At 37.0% G+C, this 22,785-nt stretch carries 15 protein-coding genes; 2 read left to right on the top strand and 13 right to left on the bottom strand.

Going from position 1 to position 22,785, the window contains the following annotated elements; genetic code table 11:
• Positions 1 to 198: 198 nt before the first annotated feature.
• From ganA to ganR, 5 genes are all read right to left on the bottom strand, one after another.
• On the bottom strand, positions 199 to 2,268 hold the full coding sequence (ganA, locus tag AC6CHR_RS20260) for a beta-galactosidase GanA (RefSeq protein WP_498250851.1): 2,070 nt from the start codon (positions 2,266 to 2,268) through the stop codon (positions 199 to 201).
• A gap of 27 nt (positions 2,269 to 2,295) precedes the next feature.
• Complete coding sequence (gene ganQ, locus AC6CHR_RS20255) at positions 2,296 to 3,144, bottom strand: galactooligosaccharide ABC transporter permease GanQ (protein ID WP_498250841.1); 849 nt, start codon at positions 3,142 to 3,144, stop codon at positions 2,296 to 2,298.
• A 5-nt stretch (positions 3,145 to 3,149) separates the two neighbouring features.
• A complete protein-coding gene (gene ganP / locus AC6CHR_RS20250) occupies positions 3,150 to 4,406 on the bottom strand; it encodes a galactooligosaccharide ABC transporter permease GanP (RefSeq protein WP_498250840.1) in 1,257 nt (418 codons plus the stop codon).
• Positions 4,407 to 4,540: 134 nt separating this feature from the next.
• On the bottom strand, positions 4,541 to 5,824 hold the full coding sequence (gene ganS / locus AC6CHR_RS20245) for an arabinogalactan oligomer ABC transporter substrate-binding protein GanS (RefSeq protein ID WP_498250839.1): 1,284 nt from the start codon (positions 5,822 to 5,824) through the stop codon (positions 4,541 to 4,543).
• A 174-nt stretch (positions 5,825 to 5,998) separates the two neighbouring features.
• A complete protein-coding gene (gene ganR, locus AC6CHR_RS20240; protein ID WP_498250838.1) occupies positions 5,999 to 6,991 on the bottom strand; it encodes a galactan degradation operon transcriptional regulator GanR in 993 nt (330 codons plus the stop codon).
• A 415-nt stretch (positions 6,992 to 7,406) separates the two neighbouring features.
• Here ganR and AC6CHR_RS20235 point away from each other — a divergent pair, with 415 nt between their 5' ends.
• Positions 7,407 to 8,396 (top strand): glycoside hydrolase family 43 protein, encoded by a 990-nt coding sequence (locus AC6CHR_RS20235; RefSeq protein WP_498250837.1) that lies wholly within the window; start codon positions 7,407 to 7,409, stop codon positions 8,394 to 8,396.
• A 553-nt stretch (positions 8,397 to 8,949) separates the two neighbouring features.
• Positions 8,950 to 12,456 carry a bifunctional 2',3'-cyclic-nucleotide 2'-phosphodiesterase/3'-nucleotidase gene (locus AC6CHR_RS20230; RefSeq protein WP_498250850.1) on the top strand — a complete coding sequence of 1,169 codons (3,507 nt, stop codon included), beginning with the start codon at positions 8,950 to 8,952 and terminating at the stop codon, positions 12,454 to 12,456.
• Positions 12,457 to 12,719: 263 nt separating this feature from the next.
• Here the strand turns inward: AC6CHR_RS20230 and AC6CHR_RS20225 are convergent, their stop codons facing one another.
• From AC6CHR_RS20225 to AC6CHR_RS20190, 8 genes are all read right to left on the bottom strand, one after another.
• A complete protein-coding gene (locus AC6CHR_RS20225) occupies positions 12,720 to 13,550 on the bottom strand; it encodes a sugar phosphate isomerase/epimerase family protein (protein ID WP_498250836.1) in 831 nt (276 codons plus the stop codon).
• Positions 13,547 to 14,524 carry a DUF6005 family protein gene (locus tag AC6CHR_RS20220; protein ID WP_498250835.1) on the bottom strand — a complete coding sequence of 326 codons (978 nt, stop codon included), beginning with the start codon at positions 14,522 to 14,524 and terminating at the stop codon, positions 13,547 to 13,549. The genes AC6CHR_RS20225 and AC6CHR_RS20220 overlap by 4 nt, the downstream gene beginning before the upstream one ends.
• 10 nt (positions 14,525 to 14,534) lie before the next feature.
• Entirely contained in the window at positions 14,535 to 14,795 is a 261-nt protein-coding gene (asbD, locus tag AC6CHR_RS20215) for a petrobactin biosynthesis protein AsbD (protein ID WP_498250834.1), read from the bottom strand.
• Positions 14,792 to 16,024: an AMP-binding protein gene (locus AC6CHR_RS20210; protein WP_498250833.1), complete on the bottom strand. Its 1,233-nt coding sequence runs from the start codon at positions 16,022 to 16,024 to the stop codon at positions 14,792 to 14,794. Before AC6CHR_RS20210 ends, asbD begins: the two co-directional genes overlap by 4 nt.
• A 7-nt stretch (positions 16,025 to 16,031) precedes the next feature.
• Positions 16,032 to 17,783 (bottom strand): IucA/IucC family protein, encoded by a 1,752-nt coding sequence (locus AC6CHR_RS20205; RefSeq protein ID WP_498250832.1) that lies wholly within the window; start codon positions 17,781 to 17,783, stop codon positions 16,032 to 16,034.
• The gene (locus AC6CHR_RS20200) at positions 17,755 to 19,575 is read right to left on the bottom strand and encodes an IucA/IucC family protein (RefSeq protein WP_498250831.1); all 1,821 of its coding nucleotides are present in this window, start codon (positions 19,573 to 19,575) and stop codon (positions 17,755 to 17,757) included. Before AC6CHR_RS20200 ends, AC6CHR_RS20205 begins: the two co-directional genes overlap by 29 nt.
• 311 nt (positions 19,576 to 19,886) lie before the next feature.
• Positions 19,887 to 20,849 carry an ABC transporter substrate-binding protein gene (locus AC6CHR_RS20195; protein WP_498250830.1) on the bottom strand — a complete coding sequence of 321 codons (963 nt, stop codon included), beginning with the start codon at positions 20,847 to 20,849 and terminating at the stop codon, positions 19,887 to 19,889.
• A 121-nt stretch (positions 20,850 to 20,970) separates the two neighbouring features.
• A complete protein-coding gene (locus tag AC6CHR_RS20190; protein WP_498250829.1) occupies positions 20,971 to 22,530 on the bottom strand; it encodes an AraC family transcriptional regulator in 1,560 nt (519 codons plus the stop codon).
• Positions 22,531 to 22,785: the final 255 nt, after the last annotated feature.

The following is a 22,785-nucleotide window of genomic DNA, read 5'->3' as shown; positions in this document are numbered from 1 at the left end:
TAATTACGTTGCCATTTCCTTCGAAATGCAGCTTCAATTTCAACTTTACTAGAGCAACGAACTTTTAGAAAAAAGCCTAATCAAATAATATTTTAATAATTCAGTAAATTATAATTGTATGTATGCAATTCCGCTATTCCGTCATGCATAAAGATTACATCCACTCTACTTTCATAGAATGGATGTAACCGAAATACATTAGTTAATTTTTGATTTTTCCACGATTCTTACTTCGTATTTTTCCAATGTAAGTTCCCCATTTATCTCTTCACCCGTTACTATATCTTTTACCGGTGATTCAAAGGAAATAGGTTGGACATCCTCGGTAAAATTCATGACAAAAACATAATCGCTTTCTTGACCTTGTCTTGCTTGTACAGTTACTCCCTTACCGTGTTTAACTGGGAAAACTGGCTCAAGTGAGAGGTCCTTTATTAGATCATTGTAGAAATCCCGATGAAATTGTTCATCCAAACGTGCACCAATATAATAGGAATTTCCCTTTTCATATTGATGGCTTGTAACAGCAGGTGTATTTGCATAAAAGTCCTCTTGATAGAAACCTTCTACAGTAGCTGATTTCAGATCAATAACAGTTGCATAATCCTTCACCTGGTAGGTTTGGTTGTGAAAAATTACACTATTTTGATCTTTTGGAAATAATGTATCTGTTTCAATAGGCTTCATGCCAAAAATCTCTTCTAGATCCTTGTGCCATCCACCCAAATAGGTTAAATCATGTTCATTGACAATGCCGCTTATATAGGTCATTACTAAAGTGCCCCCGTTCGCAACAAACGTCTTTAACCTAGCAATCGTTTCTTCACTAACTAAATATAGCATCGGCACAACTAATAACTTATAGGCAGAAAAGTCCTGTTCCTTCGTGATCACATCTACAGGGATATCTTGTTCCCAGAAAGTACGGTAATGTTGCTGCAATGTTTGCGGATAACGCTTCGTCTCACTTCCAAATCCTTGTGAATCATTTAGCGCCCAGTTGTTTTCCCAATCATATAAGATGGCAACATCTGACTGACGATTTGTACCTACTACTTCTGACAATTTCTCTAACGTTTGACCAACTTTAGCAACTTCCTTAAATACACGGTTATCGGAACTATTATCATGGTCTACAACGGCACCATGAAATTTCTCTGAAGAGCCACGAGATTTGCGCCATTGGAAATACAAGATGCTATCAGATCCATGAGCAATCATTTGCATCGATGAAAGCAAATGCATACCTGGGCGTTTTGCTTTATTGACATTATGCCAATTGACTCCACTTGGTGTAGACTCCATTAATAAAAATGGTTGTTGTTTGAGGCTTCGATACAGGTCATTAATAAAGCCTACTTTCATGGCCAAATCAGCTGTACTTTCCCAATCATTATGCCAAGCTGGATACGCATCCCAACTTATCACATCAACATGTTTGGCAAACTTACTATAATCAAGTGCTTGAAATGGAATTAAGTCAAATGTGTCTGCCATAAAGTTTGTCGTAATCGGAACAGCGGGTGTTAATTCCTTTAAAGGAACAATTTCATTCTCAAAGAAAGAAATCGTTTGGTCCGTAACAAATCGACGCCAATCTAAGTTTAAGCCATGCACTGCATTTTCCCCAATAGGTGAGGGTGATTCAACTTGTGACCAATCGCTATATGTGTGACTCCAAAAAGAGGTCCACCAAGCATCATTCAACGATTTGAGATTATGATTATATTTCTCTTTAAGCCAGTCTCTAAAGGCATGCTGACATTGGTTACAATGACATTCTCCTCCATACTCATTGGAAATATGCCACATTAATAAACTTGGATGATGACCATATCTTTCTGCTAATAAACGATTCATTTTCTGTGTTTTTTCACGGTAAATTTCAGAAGTAAAACAATGATTATGCCTTCCACCGTGTAATTGTTTCATGCGATTTCCATTCACACGTAATACTTCAGGATATTTTTGAGACATCCAGGCAGGGCGAGCCCCACTTGGAGTAGCTAAAATAACTTTACCGCCAATACTATGAATATTTTCAAAAACTTCGTCTAACCATTCAAATTGATAGACCCCTTCTTCAGGTTCTAGAGCACTCCATGCAAATATCCCAAGTGAAAAGGTATTTGTATGTGAAAGCTTCATCAATTTTATATCATCTGCTAAAATGTCAGGCCGATCTAACCATTGATCTGGATTATAGTCTCCACCATGAAGCATAAAATCAGCTTTAGTTGTATAAGTTTTACTATTTTTCGACATAATTATCTCCTTCTAAATATCATTTTCCTGTTAGCCTTTCGTGCCACCTGCAGTTAATCCTGATACAAAGTTCTTCTGTAAGAGAATAAAGATGATCGCAATTGGGATACTTATGAGAATCGCTCCTGCAGCAAAGGTTGTATAACTTGCACCCATAACATCATTTACTAAGTTGTATAAGCCAATTGGCAATGTATAGTATTCAGGTGATCTCAAAATAGTAGATGATAGAATGAAATCTCCAAGCGGTCCTGTAAATCCATTCATCGCTACTACAGCAACCATCGGTTTAGACAAAGGCATAATGATTTGCCAAAAGATTCTTGTATTGCTTGCTCCATCAATCTTCGCACTTTCGTCTAAATCGATAGGAATCGAATCCATATACCCCTTCATTAAATAAGTATTCATTGGAATTTGCCCACCAATATACAAGAGGATTAATAGCCAATGGCTATTCATCATCCCAAGAATTTGCGCTAAAACAAAAAGGGCAATCAATGCTGAAAATTGCGGAATCATCTGTAGTAATAAAAATAATGTTAAGGCATTTTTTCTGCCTTTAAAGCGAAAACGTGAAAATGCATACGCCGTAAAAGAAACACTCACAATTGTTCCTACCATTGTAAATAAACTAATCTTTAGCGAATTTAAATACCAATTTACATATTGTAGACTTTCCTTTCCTGCAAATAACTCTCGGTAATGATCCAATGTTGGATTCTCAGGAATAATTGACGTACTAACCAAACTATTGCCAGGATTAAAGCTTGCTCCAACGGTCCATAGTAAGGGGTAAATGATAATAATCGTCATAAAGGCTAATATCAAATAAGAAAAAAGGAGACGTGAAGATTTTTTTTGCTTCATATTTGCCATCTCTATTAAGCCCCCTCTTTAAATGAACTCGTCCTTCTGAATTGCCATAACGCGATCGCGATGACAAATACAGATAACAAAATAGTTAATGCTGCTGCTAGTGAATATTGACTTGATTGCATCGTTAATTTATAGATCCAGGACACTAATATATCGGTCCCTCCAGCAGTTGAGCCAGGAACAGCAGGACCACCGCCATTGAAAAGATAGATAATATTAAAGTTGTTAAAGTTAAAGGTATACTGCGTAATAATAATTGGTGCCATTGCGATTAAAATCATTGGCATTGTGATATTTTTAAACTTTGCAAAAATAGAGGCCCCATCAATTGTAGCTGCTTCATAGAGATCCTCAGGAATTGATTGCAAAACGCCTGTTGTTACAAGAAATATATATGGAAAACCTAACCAACCTTGCATAAGGATGAGTGCTAATCTCGACCAATTTGCATCTGTTAGCCACGGAATAGCATCAATGCCAAATGCAGCTAAAATATCATTGTTGATTGCCCCAAAACTATCATTAAAAAGGCCAGCAAAGATTAATATCGTGACAAAACCTGGTACTGCCCAAGGTAAAACTAAGATTGTTCGAAAAAATCGTTTCATTTTTATTTCTTTCTGATTAACTAGGACAGCCAAGAAAACACCAAGACTAACTTGAAGTGTAGAAGCGACTAATGTCCAAATAACCGTCCAAGCTAAAACATCAAAAAAGGTTGAGCGCCAAATATCGACCGTAAAGATTTCAAAGAATGTATCAAGACCAACCCAATCCGCTAAATTAGCTGGTGGCGAATGATATAAATCATAATTTGTAAATGCTAATGCGAAACTAAATAAGATAGGAAAAACAACTGCAAAGATTAATATAAATAGCGACGGACCACTAATAACATAGGGATACCCTTGTGAAATTAAATTTTGATACTGATCCTTAAGTGTGCTTAACTCCTTGTTCTCCTCACGCAAAGTCCCATTTTTATATGCATCTCGTAAATTCAGATAATAGATACCTAAACCAAAACAGGTCACAATTAAAGCAATAATACCTTCTGCAAGAAGGAAGACCGAGTTATCTCGCGGTACTTCTGTTCCAAGTGTAAATAGACCCCAAAAACCCATATTCAGGAGATCCCCAAACACTACAAAAAAAGATACACCTAGAATAAGGAACAAAAGACCCTTTATCCATTGCTTATTATAAAATTGACCTAGTCCAGGAATAACAGATAATAGTAAGGCAATTTTCCGTTGTTGCACCTTTTTCACCTCTTTTATAAATGGCTTTTTTCGTATATAGCACAACTAGTCCTAATACGACAAACCTATAGAAACTACCTAGATAATAAATGGTGTCAAACATAATTATCGTTTGACACCATTATCTTCATTGTTTATTTACCACCATGTTTAGCTTGAATCTGTCCTTTAATTGTTTCCACTGCTTGATTTAACGCTTCTTCTGGTTTTGCCTTACCTGTTGCAATGACTTGTAACGATGTATCAGCTGGAGTCCATACTTCATTCATCTCAGGAATATTTGGTGTTAATTCTGCAAACTGAGATTGCTCCGCAACTGCTTGTGCAGCTGGACTTTCGATAACCACAGGGTCATTAGCTAAAGCCTGTACTGCAGGAACCTCTTTTGTCATTTCAAATCTCGCTTTAGAATTTTCTTCATTCGCAAGGAAAGTGACTAATTTCTCTGCAAGCTCAGCATTTTTTGAATAACTGGAGACATTGTAGCTTTTCACACCAACGAATGAACTCATATTTTCTCCATTAGACAACTCAGGTAATTTTGCCACTCCAAAATTCACACCTGCTTTTGTAAATGGTTCAATGTTCCAAGGTCCAGAAATGATCGCTGCTGCTTTCCCTTCTGTAAATAACGATTCTAGGACATTAATACCTTGTTCCCCAATAATACCTGCCGGGAATAGACCTTCGTTATAGAACTTTTGAATATAATTTGCCCCTTCTACTGCACCTTCATTATTCAATCCGATATCTGTTGGGTCATAGTTCCCATTATCATCCTTACCGAAAATATATCCACCATATCCACTGATGACACTTTGTGCATAATAAATTTGATCAAATAAAGCCAAGAATCCAAATTTTTCTCCATCAGTTAACTCTTTTGAAATCTCATACCATTCATCTAATGTTGTTGGTAATTCTTCCTCAGAAATTAAATCCTTATTATAGTAAAGCATCGTTGTTTCCACTGCTTTTGGTAACCCATAAACCTTGTTATCTACGATTTGCGATTGCATCGCAACATCAGTATAAATAGATTGAACATCTTCACCGACATTAAGCTCTTTTACCAGCCCTTCAGTTACTGCTGTTCCAATTTGATCACCAGGCATTGTAAGTACATCAGGGCCTGTTCCTGCTGGTCCATCTAAACGTAAATCTTCAATTTGTTGCGCATAAGTCTTTTCGACGACCTTAACTTTTACGTCATTTTCCTCTCCAAATTTAGCGATAGCGTCTTTAATTCCAGCAGATTTCTCAATATCTTCCCAAACTAGTAACTCAGACTCTTTATTTTTAGTTGTATCCTTTGAACTTGAACCTTCGTTACTACTTTCTTGTGGCCCACAAGCGACAAGGGCTAAACTTAATGCAATACTAGTAAAGATTCCGAAATGTTTTTTATAACTCTTCATGTAATAACACCCCTTTTAGTAGATTCATAACGTTTCAATATAGTTGAAAGCGTTTCATTAAAAACAATATATCATTTAAAGAAAAACGTGTAAACAAATATTTTACCTAAACTAGTAAAATATTTTACGAAATAAAAAATAACCTAGTTTCCTAAGTTATTTTCGATAAACCTATTAATTTGTACTCTTCCTAACTATTAATTCCGCTCCCAAATACAACGTTTTAACACTACTACGTTTTTCCAATATTCGTTCAAGCAAAAATTCTACTGCGATTTTGCATATTTCCTTCATATCAATATGAAAAGTAGTTAAAGGTGGCGACAAATATTTGGCAACACTAATATTGTTAATGCTGATAACACTTACTCTATTGGGGATAGACACCCCATTTTCATTCAATGCTTGTAAGCAGCCAACCGCAATCGGATCACCAGCAACAAAGAATGAGGTAGGTAAATTTTCTCCCAACTTTTCAATTGCACGACTCATCAAATGATAACCATTCTCCACAGAAAATCCTCTGTGACAAAAAATAAACGTATCGTTTAATAAATCTTTTTCCTTCATATAAGAACGAAATGTTAACTCACGAATATCCATTTCATCATTATCTGTATTGGGGTTATGATATGTCCCCCCTATAAAACCAATCTCTTTATGTCCTTTATCTATTAAAAAATCAACTGTTTTTTTCGTTATTTGCGGTAAATCAGGTCTAACAGAATCATAATGGTTCGGGTCTGGGGTAGAATCGATAAACACACCATTTGGGGTAATGCTTCGTAAGTACTCTAATTCCTTTTCAGAAAAAGTCCCCACCGCAATGAATCCTTCTATGTTATTTGGAATCTTATTGATACCATCGTTAATTTTATAAGTTGTCAGTTCGACGTTCGATTTTTTTGCTAGTTTTTCAATTTCTAATCTCATTGTCTTAAAATAAACATCTTCTAATTCTTCTTTATCGGTTAACCAATATAGAAAGGCTGTATTTTTCACTAATGGCTTGACTGTTTTCTTCCGATAATTAAGCCTCTCCGCAACCTCAAATATCTTTTCTCGGGTCTCATCTGGAACAGAAAGGCTCTGATCATTATTTAAAACACGAGAAACGGTAGAAATAGAAAACCCTACAGCTTCTGCTATATCTTTAATTGTTGCCAATCTTTCCACCTCCATTAATGATATTCTTCCGGGTACACTCTAAAATAAACAAATCTACCATATCTATTTCTCCTTATTACTACTAATTTATTTATATATCAGTAAAATATTTTACTTAATTTTTACCTACTTTTCCCTGAAAGTCAAGTGCCTATCATTTAGTATATGTACTTCGTTACTTACCTATCAGATTAGTAATCCACTTTTTATTTACCTAAAAGGGAAATAGCCACATATATCACAAAAAGGCTTGTGATGTAACTTTCCACGTTTTACAATTTTCCTAATTGTATTATGTTCATCTGAAAGGGATTAGGTCAAGGTTGAAGAGGATTATTCTTGATTGTTAAGATGGCATTGGTATAATTGAAATGAAAACGCTTTTAAAAGTTTTAGATGACGAGGGGGAATAAAAATGGAACAAGTTACTAAACCAAATAAGCCTTTAGTGGATCATATTTATACTGCAGATCCTTCAGCACATGTATTTGAGGGGAAACTATATATTTATCCTTCTCATGACCTTGATCATGATGGACCTTCAAATGATAATGGTGACCAGTATAAGATGGAAGATTATCATGTACTTTCAATAGATAATTTCGATTCGCCTTGTATAGACCACGGGGAAGTACTTCACCTAAAGGATATCCCATGGGCAAAGAAACAATTATGGGCACCAGACGCTGCTTACAAAAACAACCTATATTATTTGTTTTTTCCTGCCAGAGATAAAGATGATATCTTTAGAATCGGCGTTGCAACAAGCCAGAATCCAGCTGGACCTTTTACTCCCCAAGAAAATTATATCCCGGGTAGTTTTAGCATTGATCCTGCTGTTTTAGTGGACGACGATAACAAATCATATATTTATTTTGGTGGATTATGGGGCGGACAATTGGAAAAATGGCAGACAGGGGCTTTTAACCCTAATGCAGAAGGTCCAGCTGATTCAGAATCTGCTTTAGGACCAATAGTAGCTGAATTAAACGAAGATATGCTTACCTTCAAAGAACAGCCACAAGAAATATCTATTGTTGATGAAGACGGGAAACCACTTCTTGCTGGCGATGAAGATAGAAGATTCTTTGAAGGCGCTTGGGTACATAAATACAATGGATATTATTATCTTTCCTATTCTACTGGGTCCACTCATTTCATTGTTTATGCGATGAGCAAAAATCCACAAGGTCCTTATGTTTATAAAGGGAAAATCCTTACACCTGTTGTCGGTTGGACAACCCACCACTCCATTGTTGAATTTGAGGATAAATGGTATTTATTTTATCATGATAGCTCATTATCAGATGGGGTTAACCACAAGCGTAGCGTGAAATATACTGAACTAACTTATAATGAAGATGGGACAATTCAAACGATAGATCCTTATGCCCCTATAGGATAACCCTTAATTGTGGGCCATTTCCGCAAAAAATTGTTGTTTTTCGTAAAAACATACTACACTTTTCGCTTTTTTACTCAATCCCTTTTTCTAGTATTAAAGTGATTAATAGCAACAAACATTTAGAAAATTTCCATTATAAAAAGGTCGTCACAGCTTTCATCAAGCTTGACGACCTTTTTCCTTACAAGCCCTCCAACTCTCTAACAATAAACGCTGCTGCTGATGATACAATTCCCCTTAACCTATAAACTTAAAAAACGTCCAAAATCTACATAATCATTATCTATCATAAATCAATTATATTACTATACTAAAGAAAACCTCTAAACTTGTTTATACGAATAAAAAGACATTGAACGCTATACATAAGAACAGTGTATTTTCACCTATTAAAAACATAGTATTAATATATTATAAACAACTCTCGCAAAAAAAAGGCATGGTTGTAACTAACTATTAATCTAATAATTCAAACTACTGTGAAATTTATTCTGCTATATTTAAAAAGGAGCCTATTTGCCTCAAAAATAAAATATAAGGATGGATGTATCAAATGAAATTGCTAAGCAAACTTAAAGGTCAACTGTTATTGTCTAGTGCACTTGCAATTAGTCTGTTAGCTACCCCATTTATGCCAAGCAATGCACATGCAGTTACGAATTCTTCGGTTAAAGTTCAGTCACAGGTTGAGCTTCGCATTATGGAAACGACAGATATTCATACAAATCTACTAAGCTTTGATTACTACAAGAATAGCTCGGCTCCAAAACTGGGACTAGCTAAAACAGCAACTCTAGTTAAAGATGCACGTTCAGAAGTAAGCAACTCAGTTTTAGTAGACAATGGTGATCTTATACAAGGTACTCCTCTTGGTACCTATAAAGCAAAGATTGACCCCCTAGAAAACGGAGAGCTACATCCAGCCATACATGCATTGAACTTAATGGATTATGATATGGCTACACTGGGCAATCATGAATTCAATTATGGTTTAGAGTATCTAGACGAAGTATATGATGATGCAGATTTCCCTGTGGTTAATGCAAACGTATATGTAGATGACCATGATAACAATCCTACAAACGATAAAAATAAGTTTTCACCATATAAGATTGTAAATAAAAAAGTGACAGATGATTCCGGTAAGACTAAGGTGATTAAGATCGGCTATATTGGTTTTGTTCCTCCTCAAATCAATGAGTGGGATAAAGCGAATTTAGAAGGTCAAGTAATTACGAAAGACATCATAAAGACGGCAGAAAAGCTTGTACCTGAAATGGAGAAAAAAGGAGCAGATGTCATTATTGCATTAGCTCACTCTGGTTTTAGTGGTAATGAAGACAATACAGAGGATACGGTATATGCATTAAGTAAAGTACCTGGGATAGATGCCATTACTTTTTCACACACTCATAAAACATTCCCAGCAAAAACAGTAGCTGATTTAGATGCATTATTCAAGGATTCAAATGGTCTGCCCTTACCAGGGATTGATAACGGAAACGGTACAATCAATGGAGTTGCTGCTGTACAAGCCGGCTTTGGAGGTGGATCATTAGGTATCATTGACCTTACCCTTCAAAAACAGAAAGGGAAATGGTCTGTATCTAGCTCTAAGTCATCTACAAGAGAAATAGAGACTGTCCAACCTGATCAAACCATTGTGGATGCCGTACAAGCAGATCATGAGGCAACACTAAAGTATGTTAATACGCCAATCGGGACAACGACAGATGATATTTATAGCTATTTTGCGTTAGTGCAGGATGACCCATCCATACAAGTTGTCACAAATGCACAAAAGTGGTATGTCGAGAATTATATCTCATTAAACAAACCTGAGTTAAAAGATTTGCCGATTTTATCAGTCGGTGCCCCTTTTAAAGCAGGACGTAACGGTGTCGATGAATACACAGAAATTAAACAAGGTGATTTAACGATTCGTAGTGCTGGTGATTTATACCTTTACGATAACACGTTAAAGGCTGTTAAAGTAAAAGGCGCTGTTGTCAAAGAGTGGATCGAAATGTCAGCAGGTAAATTTAATACAATTGATCCTTCCATAACTACTGAACAAAAATTATTGAATCCTGCTTTCCCGGTTTATAACTTTGATGTGATTGACGGGATTGAATACCAAATTGATGTCACAAAGCCTGCTAAATATGCAACAAACGGTTCCCTATTAAACCCAGAGTCTAGCCGTGTTGTCAATCTAGAATATAAGGGTCAGCCATTGGACCCTGAACAAGAATTTGTAGTCGTGACAAATAACTACCGTGCTGGTGGTGGAGGTAATTTCCCTGGCTTAAAAGGTAGTGAGATCGTCGTCGATTCCGCTGATGAAAATCGCCAAATTTTAATGGATTACATTTCTGAGGAAAAAGAAATTACACCAACTGCTGATGGAAACTGGTCAATCGCTCCAATCTCAGCTAATGTGAATGTTAGTTTTACTTCGTCACCAAAGGCTGAACAGTACATCACTGAAGGAAGCCCATTTTCTTATACTGGGACAACAGATTCAAATGACTTTGGTGTTTTTACTTTTAATCTTAACCGTGGATTAAAGGTCCAACTCTTAGGTGTTAATGATTTACATGGACAATTAGATACTGTCACAAATGTAGGTAGTTCACTGGCCGGGCATATTGAATATACGGCGGCAGCACTAAGACAAGAAGAAGCAACGAACCCAAATACGTTCATTGTCCACGCAGGTGATATGATCGGTGGAAGCCCGTTAATTTCTGCTCTTTTTCAGGATGAGCCCACAGTCGAGATTTTAGAATCCATCGGCTTCGATGCTGGGACACTGGGCAACCATGAATTTGATGAAGGCATTGATGAATTGCATCGGATGATTAATGGTGGTGATCATCCGAACGGTACCCTAGGTTATGATGGAATGAATTTCCCCCTTGTTGCAGCAAATGCATATGATACAAGAGATGGGCAACTTATCACTGAACCTTATACAACTTTTACACTGGATGATCAAAAAATAGGTGTTATTGGAGTAGTTACTCAAGAAACACCTTCCATGATTGTCAGAAAAGGAAATGAATCATTACAAGTAACAGACGAAGTCGAAGCAATTAACAAGTATTCGGCAGAATTAATAGAACAAGGAATTGAGTCAATCATTGTCCTAGCACATAATCCTGCTACTCAAACTGGTTATACAGATGCATTTGATGCAAGCAAGATTGCTGAGCAGGTCAATGATGAAGTCGATGTCATTTTCTCAGCACATAACCATGTAAAAGTGAACCGATTAGTAGACAATAAATTAGTAGTGCAAGCCTATTCCTATGGCTCTGCTTTCTCTGATGTTGATTTGGAGATAGACCCTTTTACAGGAGATATCTTCAGTAAAGAGGCCGAGATAAAAACGGTTTATCAAAAGGAATATGCTCCTGATCCGGAAGTGGCTAGCATTATGAAAAAATACACGGATAAAGTGGAACCAATTAAAGCACAGCTTATCGGAAAATCCTTATCCACCCTCGAAAAGGGTTACCCTACAACAGAGAAAGAATTTGGAGACCTTGCTCTCGGAAATCTAATTGCTGATGGAATGAAAGCTGAAATGGATGCAGACTTTGCTCTTATGAATGGTGGTGGTGTCCGTTCACAGCTTGATGCAGGCGATGTGACATTTGGTGATTTATTTGCCATACAACCATTTGGTAATGTTTTAAACAAAGTGTCACTAAGTGGTGACGATTTAGAAGTTATTTTAAATGAACAAATTACGACTAGAGGCCTTGATTATCATATTGCAGGTTTCACCTATACTTACACGTATGACAAAACATCAAAAACAGGGAAAGTAGTCGATATTCTATTACCTGACGGAAAGAAAATTGATAGATCAAAGGAATATACAGTTGTTGTAAACAACTATATGTATGGTAATATCGGTACCAGTATTGGTAAGCTTTCCTCAGACATGGAGGTTGGCCCACTTGACCTAGATGCTACTGTCGAATATGTTAAAAGTTTACCATCTCCATTTGAGTATCAAATAGAGGGAAGAATTCAAAGGGATAACTGATTGAAATGACTACATAAGGACTGTAGAGATTCTATTACTCAATCTCTACAGTCCTTTCATTTTAATTTACGTACCTTCATACAGTTCACCAGTGTCTTGAGTGAGTTTATGAATGCGATTAAACAGAATCAATAACATTTAAATCTTTTCATTTCTTTATCATAAATTCTTAATTATGGGCTTTAAAAGTTAAAAATTTGCTCTTTAGATTATCGAGCTGATTTTTGTGTATCTATCTGTTACTCAAGATTTGTGCCAGGGAGTTAACTACTAACCTGCAACAATTCAAGCATCCTTCTTATCTCATTAACGTCCTTTACTAATACGTCCTTAACATCTGATCCGAACCATTCTAATGAAGCCTCTACTTCCATCACCGGTATTACTTCTGATAAAAACTCGCGGTAGTTCACTGCACCATCAAATAAAGGAACCATCCCTTTTCTAGACCCTGCTGCAGCATACACATTTTCGGGAGCAAAAACGTCCAGTTGACTACGGGACATAATATTTTTAAAGTGGAAATGGGAAACAAAGGGACGGAGTTGCTTAATTGCCGTAATGGGATCTATTCCTGACTCCCATATATGTAACACATCAAAATTGATACGAAGTGCTGGATGATTCACTTCTTGAAGTAACTGTAATGTCGACGTAAGATTATCCGTTAATGTGTTCGGGTGAGTTTCTACAAGAATATATAGACCCTCTGACTGAATAAATTCACACAGTAGCCGAAGCCTGTGAGTTAATACCTCCCTTTCCTGTTTACTTGTTTGCATACTCCCCTTTTTTCCTACAAATGTACGAATCTTATCCGCTCCCCAATGCTTAGCAAGTGTCGAGAGTTTCCTCGTTTCAGCTATCATATCGGAAATAGATGCCTCTAATGGTAGATAGTCACTAAGCATACTCGTTTCCAATCCATAAGAATTCAACCAATCTGATCCATAATGAGGTTGAACTGCAAGGTTTTTTGCATGAATGCCCCATAGTTCAATTCCTTGAAAATGATGCGCTTGTGCCCAGTGAGCTATTTGGTCGATTGAGTAAAGATGATGTCGAAATGAAATGGTACAAAGGGAAAGTTTCATCGTTTCACCTCTTTTCCCTGAGAATTTTGTGCCTTTGACCACTTATTAAAGCATTCTTGTAGTCCATTTTTAATTTTAAATTCCAATAAATTTTGTTCTTCCAACTTTGAAAAAATAGAATCTGTTAATGAATGGTCTTTTGTTAATGCAAGCTTCATCGCTCGATATTGAATCGTCGTATAGCCGTTGACAAGACGTTCAATTTCATTACACCAAGCTTCAAATCCTTCTTCATCAAGATCAAGGTTTTCCCAAAAATAAGCGAAGGCATGTTCATACGCATACTTTCTAATTGCTAGGACCGGTAATTGTTTCAATGCCAAATTCAGCTTAGAAAGACTCATCCCATTTCCAACTGTATAAGCCTCTACTATCTCTGTAACAGCATCCGTCAGGGGATTGCAGTCATGTTTTATACAGGTATTAAAATATGCCTCAACGGTCTCTATGGTTGGAGGAATGATCGACTTTGTATGAAAAGAATAACCACCTCCAACAGATGGCTCTCTAATCGCATTAATAATTCTTTGCTTCGGTAAAACACCCTCCCAGCGAAAATCAGGATCATACATAAACCATTCCTCTTCTTTTTCTGTTGTTTCCAGCATGACGTAATGTGGAAATGGACTTTGATGGAATTTATTTTCTCGTTCAGGAAGGATGGACAAATCTAGCATCACCATAACATGTTGGTGCTGTGATTTAGTTTCAAGAAGTCGTTGCATTTCTTCTAGATTTTCTTGTTTCGACCGTTTTTCGTCATACCATTTGTAGAGCTTAATCCCATATAACAACTCATACCATGTTTGAAAAAAATCATGGTCAATACGTTCCGAGTGGTAAGTTAAGATCCCGTCTTCACGTACATCAAAATCAGCGTCCCATACTCCAAAATAGTAGGGTCTATGATCAACTCCATTCGTTTTTTTGAGCACTTCACAAACACAACTTACAAAGCAATGCACTTTAATCATAATTCCCCTCCTACACGACGTTCTGTTGTTGACTTTCTAAAAATCTTGCTAGACTTCCCACCGTTCGGAAGTCCTTAGGAATAAGTATTTCGTCTGGTATTTTAAATCCAAGATCTAGTTCTAAATAGAGAATGAGTTCAAGAATGATAATCGAATCCATATAAAGGTCCTCATTTAACCGTGCTTCTTCATGAAAGGATGATATTGTCTGTAGTTCCAACTTGTCTTTCAATGTGTCATAGATACAATTTATTATTTCAGCTCTCGTCATATTAGGGCCTCCCCTAACTTTTTTCTGCTTACCTTTCCGTTAGGCAGCTTTTCAATTTCATCAGCGCGTATAAATTCTACCGGTATTTGATGTGGTGCAAGATATTTACAGCACAAAACTCTCAGTTCAATCCCGTTAATTGGTTCAGTTGACACAAATTGAACGCATACCCTCTCTCCAGATAATTTATTTTGTTTCTTGTATACGACAGCTTCGATAATTCTCGAGTCATTCATAAGCACGTCTTCTACCTCTTGAGGATAAACGTTCAAACCTGCAACATTAATTGTGTCATCCATTCTTGAAAGTAATGACAGCACACCGTTCTTTATATATCCAAGATCCTTTGTATAAATCGTCTTTGTTGGCGTGTGAATAATGATTTCACTAGGGTTATTACCCTCACCTGCATCCACTTTTAGATGCGGAAGCGGATATCCCATTTCTCGAGGGTCTTGTAAACAAGGATGGATCGTTACACACCCTACTTCCGAGCAGCCATACTGCTGTAGAACTAAACGTGATCCTTCTTTTAATGAAGCAAGCCAATTAGATGGCATCACCGCTCCCGAAGTCATCACACAATCGAATCTTTGATCTTCTCCACGTAGGCGACATAAAGTATGAAGCAATGCAGGAGCTCCATAAAGAAGATGCTTCGGATTCTCTTTTAGCTTCTTCAATACGTATTTAGGATTCATATTTGTTAAAATCACTGGCTCTGCTCCTCTTTTGAGACAGGCCAAGACGCCACTAATCAATCCATACGAATGTGTTACTGGACAAGCAATAATAGACTTTGTTATCTGATCGACCGGTAAAGTAGCGACGTAACCTTTAAGCTCTTCATCAACCGACTCCCAGCTTCGTTCAATGCACTTCGGAGCTCCAGTTGTGCCGGAGCTCATTTGAATGAGGCTTCCTTCACTTTCATTACTTTGACTTGATATTTCGATAGCGGAATCTATTGATTGATAGTACAAGAGGTGACTCGATGCACTTGTTGCCATTCGAACCGCACCTTCTCTTGGAGTAGAAGAGTGGATTGGAAAAATTGATCCCCCTTTGCGACGGATATATAAACAAAGAGCTACCATTTGGAAAGCATCAGACATACAAACCGCTAGCCTCTGATTCTCGCAATCTCTTAGTTGTGGGATACGTTCAAATACAGCATATTGAGTCTCGAGATCATTTACCGTATAGTAATTGTCATTCACAAAAAGCATGTTCATCTCACCTTTCTAATTTATTATTTGAAAAGACATTGCGAACCAAATGGTGAAAATCACCCTCTCCTTTATGTTGAATTTTCCTTGTCAGCAGTGATTCCACATATATTTGAGCACTTGAAAGGTGAAGCTGTTTGTGTCGGTTCTTCAGTATTGGATATTGATGTAAGTGTATAGAAATGGATGTTTCTACTTGACTCCAAAAATACTCTTCTTTATACCGAAATTGTTCTTCAAGCAAAAATGATAATTCACTTAAATGAAAGACAAATAAGGTATCCATTATCAGTTCTCTTAATGCCTCAATAGATGACATCCAATAATATTGATCTGCAGGAGCATCTTTATATCGCTTATGTATTTTTTCGAAATTTGGAGCGAGGCTCCCATCTGCTAGATATTCTTCTGTAAACTCTACACTCTCATGAAAATCACGTAGTACGACTCGAGTTGGCCAACCGTTTTTATGCAATAAAATCATATTTTGTGCATGTGCCTCGATAGCAATCCCATGTGCAACTAATAAATGCCACACAGGCACTACACTTACCTCAATCAAACGTTTTACCCATCGTTCTGTACCATATTGCTTTAGCCAAGAGTCAATAAATGGGAAACCATCACTTTCCATCATCAAAAGCGCTGTAAATGGTACGGCTCCTTCATCTTCTTTTATATATTTGCGAACACTTTCCCTCCAGATCGCACCTAGCTGACCATCTAGTTCGCTTATCTTTTCATCCTCTGTTTCAAACGTTACACCCGCGTATTCTTTAAGTACGATAAGGGCTTCTGTTTTTTGTAAATATGAATCTGATTGTATGATTGTTTCAATCCAAGCTGATATATAGGGAGCCGCACATACAGAATGAGTTTCCAACTTTCTTAAAGATGAGGTATTGACCATATTCATCGGCAATTTAATGTAGGCCTTTTCTGGATAAGATTCATTCCATAGCGTCCGAACAGATTGAGTGGCTCTATATCGATCTCCATCTACATGTAAAGGGAGAATATCTCCTACTTCCAAACAGTTCGAAACGAGGTGATGAATTGATTTCCACTGCCATGGATGAACAGGAAGAAAGGTATACTCTTCAAAACTCCCTTTCATAGACTCTAGCTGTGCCAAAAGCTGATCCCATCCAGCTTGGCCTAGCTCTCCTTTCCAAAAGTCAAGCTCCGTTTCAAAGAGAGATATCCGGACTTTACTTCTCCTAACTGCAAACCATTTGAGAATAAACGATTGCTTTGCCTCAGGACCATACATCTCATGATCCTCTACTGTAAAACCTGTTCGTGACTTAAAGCATGGATGGTAGGGATGACCTTCGATAATTTCTGATTCTAACTCTTCATAACTTGATTCTCTTCTCGAAAGAGGTTGTATTTGATGCGTTTCATTCCATTCACATAGTTTAATCGTTTGCGAAAGTTCATTTAATAGGCGACCTTTATCATCACAATCTAGGGTGATCTCTTCCAATAACTCTTCAATCGTCACTTCTAATAAAGTGTGATCCGGAAGCTCTTGGAAAATACTATCCTCTTTTATCCGAATACGGTCGAACGCCATTCTTTTACCTTTGCAACGATAGTTACGTTCAGTTCCAATAAGGTAAAATAACGATTCTGATTCTTCTGGTTGGACCAATTCCTCATATGTAATTAGTCCTTCAAATATCATTGCTTCTAACAACTGACGTCTTACACGATGTGATACTTTATTAGAAGCTAAGAGATAAGGCTTGTGCATATTCGTCCTCCTTAAAATGAAGAACAAAGGGATTTTGTATTTTGGTATATACTGCTTGTTCAAGGTCTGTTGTTAGTTCGTCGACATTGTGAAAACGCGTTAATAAGTTTGCTTTATATGCTAGTTTTTCTTGATTTAGAATGGTGTGAACAAATACTTTCCCCTGTCCTGTTAAATCCTTTTCCAATGACCGTAATTGTTTAGTTGACCACTCAATAAGTGTTTCTTCTTTAATAAGTCGATCCGTGCCAAATCTGTAGATAATCGAAAAGAGTTGATTCATAAACAAATAATAAGTAAAACGATCATGAATAAGGCTATCCTCATAAAAGAGCTCAGGTGTTTTTGATAGAGCAGGCTCAATGGAATGAAGTTCTTTTTCAGATGATTTTGATAGATAATAACCCTGGTTATCCCGATAATAATAAGATTCAGGATACCCAGATGAAACATCTAAAATACTATTCTGCTGATGTGCTTCAAGAGCAATTCCATATTCATCGTATAATCTAATGAGTGGATCAATCGCACAGCTCCAATACCTTTTAAACCAATCTAGACTTACTTTTTCAATTGATCTAGACTCGATGTCTGCTAATTTTAATACTAGATTTGAAAGTCTGGACCTGCTATTTGGGAGTGGATCTTGTGTGATAGCAGCTACCGAGCTAATTCCCTTATCCTTTCCTTTTGGGAATAGATTTGATCGAATAATCACCTCGAATCCTGACTCCCTTTGATTAGGAAAATCTATTGTTATATATGCTGGATCATCGATTATACGAAACAATGGATACTTTTCTTGGAAAGGAATTTTCTTCATCAAGCCAGCCATTACAACGCCAGCTTTAAGTTCGTGGTGTCGATTCACACGCAAAGAATTTGTCACCTTAACTGGAATTGAGAATTTGTACATCCAATCTTCCTCAGGGTTATACACCGTTCTTAGAGAAGATGTTGCGGTATAATGGGATCCCATCGTTCCCAAATCTTCAATTAACCCTTCTTCTATCGCTTCTCTAACATACTCCTGCTGCAATAGCCACTGCGATTGGAGTGGATGCATAGGAATAATACAAGTACCGGCAGAAGTTTGAGGTAAACATTTTAATAATGGCTTTGAAATGATCTCCTCTGCGCTTTCTTTTAAAATGGAAGATTGATTTACAATTTTGCAGTCGACTTGAAAATAGTGAAGCTGAAAGGAACCTGCTAACTCTGGTGCAAAGCTTAAATGCTGCCAATTCGCCATTCCTTGTCTGCTTTTCGGTGTGGGATGAAGCCAATGGCCAAAAAGTAGCGACTGTTCTGTTTCTATAAACCTACTGTTTTCTGAATATAATCTTTCGAAATCTTCCATTCTATTTTCAACATAACTTTCCATGGTTTGATAGCTTTCGATTAATAAGAGAAGTAGTTCATCATAATGGGAAATAAATTCACGGCAGTCATTCGATCTATCCATCAGATGAAGCTCTTGAATTAGGGCAATCATGAGCGTCAACCGATCTTCCTTATACCATTCTTTTTCTTTCGGACACTTTTTTAGTGAAACTCCAAACTGATGTCTACCAACGAGAGAACGGTAGTTAATTTCGATCGCTATACTGATTGATTGGTGAGGTAATTCAAAAACGAGTATATAGTCTCCAGTAAGAAGAACAGCTGGACGGTTTTCTTTCATCCACTCCTCCTTCACTATCCAATGCCCAACATGTACTTCACGAAGGTAACTATTTATAAATGCCTGAAACGTTGCGTTTTCTGCGATATATTTGGCTGACTGATGCATATTCCCATCCTTTCACCGAGTCTTTAGTCCTAATAAATGATAATGATTCTCAACGAGTGAGAAAAAAGGAACCTTTCTTAATAGAAAGATTTTTGGTTTCGTAAAAGAACGCCTATTCAATTTGCTTAGCTTCGTGCTCAAGATCTCAATTTCTTCAGATGTGATCATATTAACCTCCTATAAAGGAGGTTAATAGTAAGACAAAACAAACTTTATTTCCTCAAAGGAGTTGCGAACCATCGTGCACCATGTTTGAAAAACCTTATTGTTTTCAATGAGTTTACCGATGGCCTCCTCTTTCAGGTTAACCCCTATTCACCTAATAACAAATTCTCAATTTCCTTTAAACCTTTTTGACGTTCGATTGGATCCCAGTAACCCCAAGTTGTTGATAGGGTATGTACTTTATCATTTTGAACAGCTTTTAAGTTATTCCAAACTTCTCCTTGTGTGACAGAGTCATAATACTCTCCACTGTTAAAGTAAGTCACATCTAGGATATTGTCAGGATTATATTTTACTAGTCCTTCAATTGAAATATTTTCACCGAAATCTTCTGGAAGGTTTTCAGCTGGTGTTAATTTAAGATCATCAAACAATAGCGAGTTTGTTGCATGGTTGGTAGTCCCAAAAACACGAATATCCTTTTTATTAATCGCTACTGCCATGAACGTTTCGTCTCCAACCTTTTCGCGAACGCGTTTTCCAATATTCTCTGCTTCTTTCTCTAAATCCTCTATTACTTTCTTACCTTCTTCTAATTTGCCAGCCGCTTCCGTTACTTTTAAATGATCTTCTTTCCAATCTCCACCAACCTCTACTACAACCGTTGGAATTGTTCCAGCTACCTGATCGTACAAAGGTTTATAGCGATCACTAATAATGAGTAAGTCTGGATTAAGCTTAATAATTTCTTCTGAATTGATTTCATCTGCATACGGAAGAGCTGTTACTCCTTCTAACTCTTCTGTTAAATGCGGCGGAAATTCATTATCATAAGCCATAACCGCATGGGGTTTTACACCTACTGATACAAGTGAACCTTCCCAAGATACATGCGATAATAGGACAATGTTCTTGGCGTTCATCGGTACTTCTGCTTCTCCGTATAAATGTTTAACTGTTCTTGTCTCTGCTACCTGTTCTTCTGGCTCTTCTTCCGTTTTCTTATTTGTATCTGCTTCAGAAGCAGTTTTTTCTCCACTTGTGCATGCTGTTAAAGCTAATAAAAGTACCATTAGCATCAAGCCCCAAGGAGCTAATAATTTTTTCAATTGGTCATCCCCCTAAACAATAATGAAATTCATTATCAATGATAACTATTATCACTTAAAGTTGACATGGATAAATATGACTTGTTTCATGGACTAATGAACCCTTACTTAAAAATGGGAATTATCTTATTAACTTCGAGTTTTGGAGTGTTGCGGTAAAATCAAGTAACATATTTTTTCTTCCTAAGGGCCCCCATGGATCCCACTCATGACTTTTTGGATAATAGACCTCTTTATTTTCGACTGCTCTTATTCCTTTCCATTCTTTAGTCTGAGCGACTCTCCATACATCTCGTTCATGACTCCAAAGAATTAAGAGTTTATCACACCCTAGAGCTGCTAATTCTTTAATAGTGACTACTTTATATCCATCTTCCATTAAGTCTGGATGAGGTTCAAATCCCAGTTTTTGATAAAACAAGTCAAGAAAGGCATGATTGCTGCAACCGTAAAGTCTAATCTCTGTTGCCCGAACCCAGATCACTCCCCAGCTTCCCTTTCTCGTCATAGAACACAATTCATCTTTAACCCTCGATTCTAGACAGTGGATCTCCTTTTCAACACAATCGACCCTACTTTCTTTTCCAAACATACAAGCAAGTTCACGGAGATACTCATTCCAACTTGTTTTAAACGAGATGTTCTGTACCTTCTGTTGTTGAGCTAGCAAGAACGATTGAATTTCACCATTATGTAAAGGCGTTATAAGGATAAGATCTGGTTGGGATTGGAGTATTTGTTCAGGCTTAAACATTTTTTCTGCATTTAATAACAGCGTTCCTTCTAGTTCCCTTCCCAAATACTTTGGTAAACCATAACTTGAGGGAAATAAAGATGGATAAGAAGGTGCAACAACAGGCTGTATCCCCAATGAAAGCAGATGATCCTGCAAAAACAACTGACTTACAATAGCAATGCGATCTTTAGACTTTTTCTTATAGACCGAGGGAGGTAACCCTACTTTTTGCTTAAATAATCGACTAAAATAAAATTCATCTTGTAATCCAAGTTGTAATGCGACATCTTTAGTTGTCATTCCTTTATTTTGAAGCATCAGTACCTTCGCTGCCTTCATTCGTTCTTCATTCAAAAATTCCTTTGGTGACATACCTACTCTTTTTCTAAAAGCTCTTGAGAATGAGGTGGGGTTCATATTCGCCTTATCTGCTAATATGGCAATTGAGTAGGGATTTGATAAACGGTTTCGGATGATATCTACAGCTTCATCTATCTTATCTACCTTAGTGTGATCTGTCAGGAGTGACAATAAGTGCCATACAGTCCCTTGAAAGCGACAGCGTTCTGAAATAGATTTCCCTCTTTGGGAACCTACTGCCTCTTCCCATAGTGGAACAATATGTGCAGGTAGTTGATCAGCAAGTGGAACAGAAAGTATCGAAGCAAGTTCGTCCATCTCCTTTTCCCATGATAATGAATAAACAGTTAAAAGCTTAGATGACGTAGAAATAATGAGACTCTCCTCAGTGATTAAATAACTTTTCCCTTCAACTAATGGTAATCTCCGCTCTTTCCTTATTAATTGACCTGTACCTGAAGCAACATATACAAGGGCGTTTAACTGATTCACCTGATTAAGAACTTCTGTGACCCCTTCAGATACTTTTATGACCTGAATTTGAAACCGATCCAGATTTGATTGTAATTGTGTAATATGAAACACCTTCCTTTTTTAAAGAAAATATTTTCGCAAGGATTGTCGTTTTTCGAACAAAACACTACTGCACGTTTTACGCTTATCGTCGTGCTCTTTTCGCTTAATTACTTTGTCCATCCCTATGGCATTAGCTTCAATTCCATCATAAAAATCCAAATGCCGATTTTTATAAGTACTAGAGCAACAATCTCTTAGAAAAGAGCCTAGAAAAAAGAATTGACAAAGATAATCTAACAATAGTAGATTAATAATCAATTACTC

It is taken from the genome of Metabacillus sp. GQ13, assembly GCF_059758525.1.
Note: the sequence above shows the minus strand (reverse complement) of the source record. Positions and strands in the feature narration are given on the sequence as shown.